The 8158-nt window shown below is 70.9% G+C and carries 6 protein-coding genes and 2 pseudogenes; 4 read left to right on the top strand and 4 right to left on the bottom strand.

All coding sequences use genetic code 11. The features are described 5' to 3' along the window. Positions 1-148: 148 nt before the first annotated feature. The 4 genes and pseudogenes from ACI379_RS13105 to ACI379_RS13090 form a co-directional block, all read left to right on the top strand. Positions 149-820: pseudogene (locus tag ACI379_RS13105) on the top strand (spore germination protein); the annotation flags it as partial. Between the two features lie 76 nt (positions 821-896). Beyond that, positions 897-1193 (top strand): annotated as a pseudogene (locus tag ACI379_RS13100) (FAD-binding protein); the annotation flags it as partial. A gap of 41 nt (positions 1194-1234) precedes the next feature. Further along, on the top strand, positions 1235-1789 hold the full coding sequence (locus ACI379_RS13095) for a TetR/AcrR family transcriptional regulator (RefSeq protein ID WP_439792535.1): 555 nt from the start codon (positions 1235-1237) through the stop codon (positions 1787-1789). Between the two features lie 127 nt (positions 1790-1916). Then, positions 1917-2990, top strand: coding sequence for an ornithine cyclodeaminase (locus ACI379_RS13090; protein ID WP_439792534.1), 1074 nt, complete (start codon positions 1917-1919; stop codon positions 2988-2990). Here the strand turns inward: ACI379_RS13090 and ACI379_RS13085 are convergent. The 4 genes from ACI379_RS13085 to ACI379_RS13070 form a co-directional block, all read right to left on the bottom strand. Next, positions 2965-5325: a glycoside hydrolase family 3 C-terminal domain-containing protein gene (locus ACI379_RS13085; protein ID WP_439792533.1), complete on the bottom strand. Its 2361-nt coding sequence runs from the start codon at positions 5323-5325 to the stop codon at positions 2965-2967. The two genes, ACI379_RS13090 and ACI379_RS13085, sit on opposite strands and share 26 nt — an antisense overlap. 68 nt (positions 5326-5393) lie before the next feature. Further along, complete coding sequence (locus ACI379_RS13080) at positions 5394-5813, bottom strand: YccF domain-containing protein (protein ID WP_439792532.1); 420 nt, start codon at positions 5811-5813, stop codon at positions 5394-5396. A 52-nt stretch (positions 5814-5865) separates the two neighbouring features. Further along, complete coding sequence (locus ACI379_RS13075) at positions 5866-6588, bottom strand: hypothetical protein (RefSeq protein ID WP_439792531.1); 723 nt, start codon at positions 6586-6588, stop codon at positions 5866-5868. An 80-nt stretch (positions 6589-6668) separates the two neighbouring features. Then, on the bottom strand, positions 6669-8158 hold a 1490-nt coding region (locus ACI379_RS13070; RefSeq protein WP_439792530.1), incomplete at its 5' end, for a DEAD/DEAH box helicase.

The following is an 8158-nucleotide window of genomic DNA, read 5'->3' as shown; positions in this document are numbered from 1 at the left end:
ATCGATGCGGCGTTTTCTCTCGAGGCGCTTGCTTAGAATACCACCGACGACACAGTTTGTCAACACTTTTTCGACTATTTTCACAACAAATTTTTAAGATTTTCCGCCTACACTAAATATTGTGCCTAATGCCGCGCATAATAACAATATGGCTGATTTTAAGAACCTGTTCCGCCGCGAAAAATGCGGCGATGAGCCCCACGCACGGCGCGAGCCCGCGTACAGGGGCACGATAAGCGCAAAAACGCTCAATGACATATTCGACGGCTGCTCGGACTTTCAGTCGCGAGATATACGCCCGGGTCTCAGCGGCGATAAGACGCTTTTTGTCTGCTGGCTCGACGGCGTTGCCTCGGGCGGCGACATTTCAAAGGACGTGCTGCGGCCCCTGACCGAGATTCTTCGCGCGGGAGTCGCACTTTCTCCGCAGAGGCTTCTCGACGGCGCGGTGTACAGCTCGCAGGCGACGCTGCGCACGACGCTCGACGATATAGTCGGCGATATAACGCAGGGCTGCTGCGCTGTCGTTTTCGAGGACGAAAGGTGCGCCGTGTGCTTTGAAAACCGCAGCGCGCAGATCCAGCGCGGCATCAGCGAGCCGACGCTTGAGAAATCCCTCAAAGGCGGCAAGGACAGCTTCACCGAGACCCTGCGCACCGACACCGCCCTCGTGCGAAAGCGCATCGCAAACCCCGCGCTGAAGATCAAAAGCACTCTTCTCGGCCGCAAGAGCCTGACAAAGGCGGCGATACTCTACGTCGACGGCGTGGCCGACCCCGCGGTCGTCTCCGAGCTCGAAAGGCGTATTAATAATATAAATGTAGGCGGCGCCCTCTCGACCGGCATCATCGAGGAGTACGTCACCGACCGGCCGCGGCAACTCCGCCTACGACCGGTACTACTCCGACCCCAGCGTGCTCCCCAACCCGAACCTGGGGCCGCTGGAGAAGGCGCCGTTCCACGCCGTACGCGTGGTCATCGGCGACCTGGGCACCAAGGGTGGCGTCGTGACCGACGTCAAGGGGCGTGCGCTGCGTCCCGACGGCACCGTCATCGAGGGCCTGTACTCCGCCGGCAACAACTCGGCCTCGGTGATGGGTCGGACCTACCCGGGCCCCGGCTCCACCCTCGGCCCCGCGGTGGTGTTCGGCCTGATCGCGGCCCGCGCCATGGCGGCCTCGACGCAGGGCTGAGAAGCAAGGACCAGGAGGAGTCTCACGGTTAGTCTGAGCGGATGCCCCGCCGCGACGCCGCCCGCAACCGTGAGCTCCTCCTGAGTTCCGCCGAGGAGGTCTTCCACGAGCACGGGGCCTCGGCCCCGCTCGACCTGGTCGTGCAGCGCGCGGGTGTCGGCCGCGCCACCCTGTACCGCCACTTCCCGGACCGACAGGCGCTCGTCTCGGCGCTCTTCGAGGCGCGGGTCGACGACCTGGAGAAGCTGGCCGGCGCCACGGGCCCGCACCAGCTGGAGACGCTCCTGTCGGAGATGTGGACCATGCAGCAGAGCGCACCGGGGCTCTTCCTGGTGCTCTTCGCCTCCGACCCGGGCCAGCAGGACCTGGCCGCCCTGGGCGAGCGGATGGAGCGGATCGTGGCGTCCTCCGTCGAGGGCGCGCACCAGGAGGGGTGGCTCCACCCCGACGTCACCGCGCACACGATCATGCAGGTCCTGATGATGCTCACGGGCTCCGCCGCCATCGCGGGCGGGCCGCAGCGCGACCTGCCGGGGACCAGCGTCCTCGACGTCATCCTGCGCGGCCTGCGCAACGACACTCCGTCAGGACATTGATCCGCCGTACGCGGGCACTTACCGTAGATCCTCCCGTGGACCTTTAGATCGACAGGACGAGTTCCGCCCCGCCCGAGCGGGGCGGACGTCCACCCAGCCGGGTCCCGAAACCTCAGGAGGTGCAGTGATGGTGCGCGGAGTCCCCTTCCTCGACGTGACCGGTGCGGTCGGCTGGATCGCCGCGGACGGAGCCGAACGCATCATCTCGGAGCTGACCGACGCCCTGGCCGAGGACTTCCGGCGCTGGGGGGAGTTCCACCTGACACCGCGTCTGGCCTCCCACTCGCGCGACGGGGTGATCGAGCTGATGCCCACCAGCGACGGCCAGCAGTACGCCTTCAAGTACGTCAACGGGCACCCGATCAACCCCTCGCGGGGCCTGCAGACCGTCACCGCGTTCGGCGTGCTCGCCGACGTCGCCACCGGCTACCCCGTCTTCGTGGCGGAGATGACGCTTCTCACGGCCCTGCGCACCGCCGCGACCTCCGCCCTGGCCGCCCGGGTGCTCGCGCGTGCGGACTCGCGCGTCATGGCGATGATCGGCACCGGCTCCCAGGCGGAGTTCCAGGCGATCGGGATGCGCGCCGAGCTCGGCATCGAGCGGCTGCGGGTCTTCGACACCGACCCCGCCTCGACGGCGAAGTTCGTCCGCAACGCCACCGCCCTCGGGTTCGAGGTCGTCGTGTGCGACGACCCTCGGGCCGCCGCCCTCGGGGCGGACGTCGTCACCACCTGCACCGCCGACAAGGCGTACGCCACCGTGCTCCCCGCCGACGCCGTGGTGCCCGGCATGCACCTCAACGCCATCGGCGGCGACTGCCCCGGCAAGACCGAGCTCGACGCCTCCGTCCTGGACCGGGCCAGGGTCGTCGTCGAGCACACCCCGCAGACCCGGATCGAGGGTGAGCTGCAGCAGATGCACGACGGTTTCGCGGTCACCGAGCTCCACGAGGTGCTCACCGGGGCTGCGGCCGGGCGGACCAGCGCCGACCAGATCACCCTCTTCGACTCGGTCGGGTTCGCCGTCGAGGACTTCACCGCCCTGCGTCACGCGTACGCGCGGGTGGCCGGCAGCGGCCTGGTGCGCCACCTCGACCTCGTCGCCTCCCCCGCCGACCCCAAGGACCTGTGGGCCCTGGTCGCCGGCGGTGCGGCGGCACCCGTCGACGCGGAGCTCAGCGTCCTCGACGGGCCGCGTTGAGGACGCTGATCGCGCGGTCCAGCACGGGGTAGGTCAGCCGCCCTGCCGCGGCCATCACGACCCCGCGCAGCGGCATCTGGGCCATGGCGGTCTCCATCATCGCGGAGTTCGCGTCGTCCCCGACCGACACGCGCCGGCCGGCCATGGAGAGCAGCAGCTTCTGCAGCCGTGCGCCCAGCCAGGTGCCGTCGAGGTCGCTCAGCGTCGAGTCGCGGTGGAAGGGCAGCAGCGGACGCGGAGCGGGCACGGACCGCCCCAGCAGGACGGCGAACTCGGCGTCGTCGACCAGCGGGCGCGACGGTGCCTCGACGGCGGTGACCGTGTCGGGCGAGTCCAGCACCACGGTGCTGCGCAGCGGGAGGTCGCGCGAGGAGGTGCCGACGCGGATCTCGAACTCGCCCGCCTCGACGGCCCACGCCGCGGTGGCGGTGTCGTACACCGCGAACCCCCTGCGCCCGAGGTCGAGCTGGACCCGGCGCGCCTCCCCCGGCTCCAGGTGCACCTTGGCGAAGGCCTTGAGCTCCTGCTCGGGGCGCGGGACCGACGACGCCACGTCGTGGACGTACACCTGGACGACGGTGGACCCGGCCCGCTCGCCGGTGTTGGTGACGGTCACCTCGACCTGCCGCTCCTGGCCGGACCCGCTCACGGTGAGACCGCCCAACGAGAAGGTCGTGTAGCTGAGCCCGTGGCCGAAGGCGAAGCGCGGCGCCACCCCGCAGGTGTCGTGGAAGCGGTACCCGACGTGGAACGTCTCGCGGTACTGCACCTGGGTGGGGTGGTCGGCGAAGTTGGCGCTGGCCGGGAGCTCGGCGCCCGAGACCGGGAACGACTCCGCGAGCCGTCCACCGGGCTCGGCGTCGCCGGTGAGCACGTCGACGAGGCCGGAGCCGCCGGCCTGACCCCCCAGGTACGCCTCGACGAGGGCCGCCGGGCGGTCCGCCCACGGCACCTCGACCGGCGCGCCGTTGACCAGGACCACGACGGTGCGCGGGTTGACGGCGAGCACGGCCTCGACGAGCGCGTCGTGGCCGGCCGGCAGACGGAGCGTGGTGCGGTCGAAGCCCTCGGACTCGTGGCGCGCGGGCAGTCCGACGACGACGACGGCCACGTCGGCCTCCGCGGCAGCCGTACGGGCCGCCGCCAGGTCGGCGGGCGTGGCCTCGCCGCTGGCCGGGTCGTAGCCGGCGACGTACTCCACCTGTGCCTGGGGCTCCAGCCGGCTGCGCAGGGAGTCCAGGACCGAGTCGACGCGGGTGGCGTTGACCAGGGAGCTGCCGGCCCCCTGGAAGCGGGGCGTGCTCGCCATCGCGCCGAGCAGGGCGACCCTGCCGGTCCCAGCCAGCGGCAGGAGCCCGTCGTTGGTCAGCAGCACGGTCGCCGCGGCTGCTGCGCGGCGCGCCAGGGCGTGGTGGGCGTCGTGGTCGACCGCACCGGGAGCCTCGTCCGGGCTGGCGTCGTCACGAGCGACGCGCTGCACCATCTCGACCAGGCGTTCGCAGGCCCGGTCGAGGTCGGCGTGGCTGAGTGCGCCGGACTCCAGCGCGGCGTGCACCTCGGCGTTCCACGAGCCGTTCGAGCCCGGCATCTCCAGGTCCATGCCGGCGCGGACGCCGACGGCGCGGTCGGCGGTGCCGAACCAGTCGCTCATCACGACGCCGTCGAAGCCCCACTCGTCGCGCAGGATCTCGGTGAGCAGGCGGTACGACTCACCCGTGTGCTCGCCGTTGAGCAGGTTGTAGGAGCTCATCACCGTCCACGGGGACGACTCGGTCACCGCGATCTCGAAGCCGGCCAGGTAGACCTCGCGCAGGGTGCGCTCGTCGACGACCGTGTCGACGCGCATCCGGTTGAACTCCTGGTTGTTGGCGGCGAAGTGCTTGAGGCAGGCGCCGACCCCCTGGGACTGGATGCCGCGGACCATCGCGGCCGCAGTCTTGCCGGAGAGCAGCGGGTCCTCGGAGAAGTACTCGAAGTTGCGGCCCCCGGCGGGGTGACGCTTGATGTTGAGCCCCGGGCCGAGCAGCACGCCGACCTGCTCTGCGGCCGCCTCACGCCCCAGCGCCTCGCCGATCTCCTCGAGGAGCTCGAGGTCCCAGGTGGCGCCGAGGCCGGCGGCGGGCGGGAAGCAGGTGGCGGGAACGGACTCGGCGAGGCCGAGGTGGTCGCCGGATCCGGCCTGCTTGCGCAGCCCGTGGGGCCCGTCGGTGAGCATGACGGACGCGACGCCCGGCACGGCGCGGGTGGACCAGAAGTTGCGGCCCGAGAGCAGTCGTACCTTGTCCTCGGTGCTCAACCGTGCGACCACCTGGGCGGCCGTTGCCCGCTGCGTCATCAGAAGTCCTCTCGCCGTGCCCACCACTGCCGCCGGTGACTCTAGCGACAGCGCGGGGAGCCGCCTGCTCAGCCTCGGGTGGTGGTGACCTCCCAGCGCTCACCGGCCACGACGGTGTCGCTGGGAACGATCTTCTTGCCCAGAGGCATGAGCGCCAGGGGCACCATCTTGAAGTCGGCGATGCCCATCGGGATGCCGATGATCGTCAGGCACAGGGCGATGCCGGAGGCGATGTGGGTGAGCGCCAGCCACCACCCGGCCAGCACCAGCCAGACGATGTTGCCCAGCAAGGACGCCGCGCCCGCGTCGGGGCGCTCCACGACCGTACGACCGAAGGGCCACAGCGCGTAGCGGGCCAGGCGGAACGAGGCCACGCCCCACGGGATGGTGACGAACAGCACGCACAGCACCACGCCGGCCAAGGCGTAGGCGACGAACAGCCAGAAGCCGGACAGGACGAGCCAGATGACGTTGAGCAGGAACTTCACGGTTCCATCGTCCCACCGGACCGGCCAGCCGTGTCCGTTTCGCGGCAGAAGGTCAGGACACCTTCGGTGCGGTGATCGTGACCTTCTTGCCCCAGCGGCGGAAGTCCTGCGTGGTCTTCACGGTGATGCCGTAGGCGGTGCCCACCGTCTTGATCCGGACCGGACGGTAGGAGTTGTCCAGCCACACCCGGTACGTCGAGAAGGTGGTCTCGGCGTAGGCGGGGGTCCCGGTGTACTCGCGGGCGCGGACCCCGTTGACCTTGCGGGCCTTGCCGGTCCACTCCCACGGCGTGCTGCTCGAGGCGAGCATGGAGCGGTACGCCTGGGCCGACGAGTTGGCGCGCCACAGCACGAAGATCAGGTACGCCTGCCGCTCGCGCTGGGTGCCCTTCGCCTTGGCCTTCGCCCAACCGTGACCGGCCTCCTTCCACCACGCGTCGTCGCCGAGGATGACCACGCGCGAAGAGTCGGCGTACGTGACCGACGCGTCGGTCACCTTGGTGAACCGCATCGGCCCCTTGCTGACCTCACCGTCGTGGTTGGTGGTGACGGTGACCGTGCGCCCGGCCTTCATGCCGCGCACGACGCAGCGGCCGAACATCTTCGCCGGGATGGGGCGGCGCGGGTTGACCGTACGGTCGGCGCAGGACGTGGTCTGCGTGGCGGACTGGACCGGCGGTGCCGGCTGCGCCTGGACCGGGCCGACGAGCAGCCCCGCTCCCAGCACGGCTCCTGCCGCCGCCGTCGCGACCGTCCTGAACGTACGTCCTCGCACCGCTGCTCCTCCTGCCGATGACTGCCTGTGGAGCGGGCAGTCTATTCATGCCGAGGAGTTCGCGGCGCGGGACGTCGCGCTCAGCGGCGCCCGGAGCTGAAGGAAGCGGCGCTGTGGCCGCCGCTCGACCCGCCGGAGGAACGACGCCGGTTGCGACTGCGGGACGGCTGCTGCCCCCCACCGGTGGGCGCTGCGCCGGAGCCACGACGCTGGCCGCCGTTGCCGCCGCCCTTGGGGCCGGCCTGCTTGGACTGCGATCCCGCGCCCAGGCCGCGACCGCGCCCGCGGCCCCCGTTGCCTCCGGCCTGCCCGGAGCCGACCGGCTTGGTGCCGCCGCGCTTGGCACCCAAGCGCGAGCCGCCACCCTGGCCGCCGCCCGTGGGCTGCTGCCCGCCGAGCTCGATGGCGCCGGAGCGGACCCGCTCCCCCGGGGCCAGCTGCGTCAGGACGGGGTGGTCGGTGCCGTTGACGCGCGTGGTGGTGGGCTTGATGCCGGCAGCACGGGTCAGGTCGCGCACGTCCTTGACCTGCTCGCTCGTCATCAGGGTCACCACGGTGCCCTCGTTGCCGGCGCGGGCGGTGCGGCCCGAGCGGTGCAGGTACGCCTTGTGCTCGGCCGGCGGGTCGGCGTGCACGACCAGGGCGACGTCGTCGACGTGGATGCCGCGGGCCGCGATGTCGGTGGCGACCAGGGCGGTGGCGCGACCGTCGTGGAAGGCCTCCATGTTGCGGGTGCGCGCGTTCTGGCCGAGGTTGCCGTGGAGCTCGACGGCGGGGACGCCGTTCTTGTTGAGCTGGCGGGCCAGTGCCTTGGCGCCGTGCTTGGTGCGGGTGAACACGACCGTACGACCGGGGGCGCTGGTGAGGTCGACGAGGACCGGCAGCCGGTGCTCGCGCTCGATGTGCAGCACGTGGTGGGTCATGGTGGCCACGGGCGACTGCGCCGAGTCCGCCTCGTGGGTCACCGGCGAGGACAGGAACTGCTTGACCAGCACGTCGATGCCGTTGTCGAGGGTCGCCGAGAACAGCAGCCGCTGGCTGCCGGTCGGCGTCTTGGCGAGCAGGCGTCGCACGGCCGGGAGGAAGCCGAGGTCGGCCATGTGGTCGGCCTCGTCGAGGACGGTGATCTCGACGTCGTCGAGGGTGCAGTGGCCCTGACCGATCAGGTCCTCGAGGCGGCCGGGGCAGGCCACGACGATGTCGACGCCCTTGCGCAGCGCGGTGACCTGCGGGTTCTGGCCGACGCCGCCGAAGACGGTGCGGCTGGTGAGCCCGGCCGCCTTGGCCAACGGCTCCAGCGAGGCCTCGATCTGGCCGACCAGCTCGCGCGTGGGGGCCAGGATGAGGGCACGGGGGGCGGTGGCGCGGGGGCGGCGTCCGCCGGCGAGGCGGGCCACGAGCGGCAGCAGGAAGGCGTACGTCTTGCCCGAACCGGTGCGGCCACGTCCGAGGACGTCGCGACCGGCCAGCGAGTCCGGCAGGGTCGCTGCCTGGATCGGGGTGGGGGTGGTGATGCCGAGGGTGGACAGGGAGTCGCTGAGATCGGCGGGCACGCCGAGGTCGACGAAGG

Origin of the sequence: Nocardioides sp. (assembly GCF_051876515.1) — a bacterium.
Classification (GTDB): Bacteria; Actinomycetota; Actinomycetes; order Propionibacteriales; family Nocardioidaceae; genus Nocardioides.
Note: the sequence above shows the minus strand (reverse complement) of the source record. Positions and strands in the feature narration are given on the sequence as shown.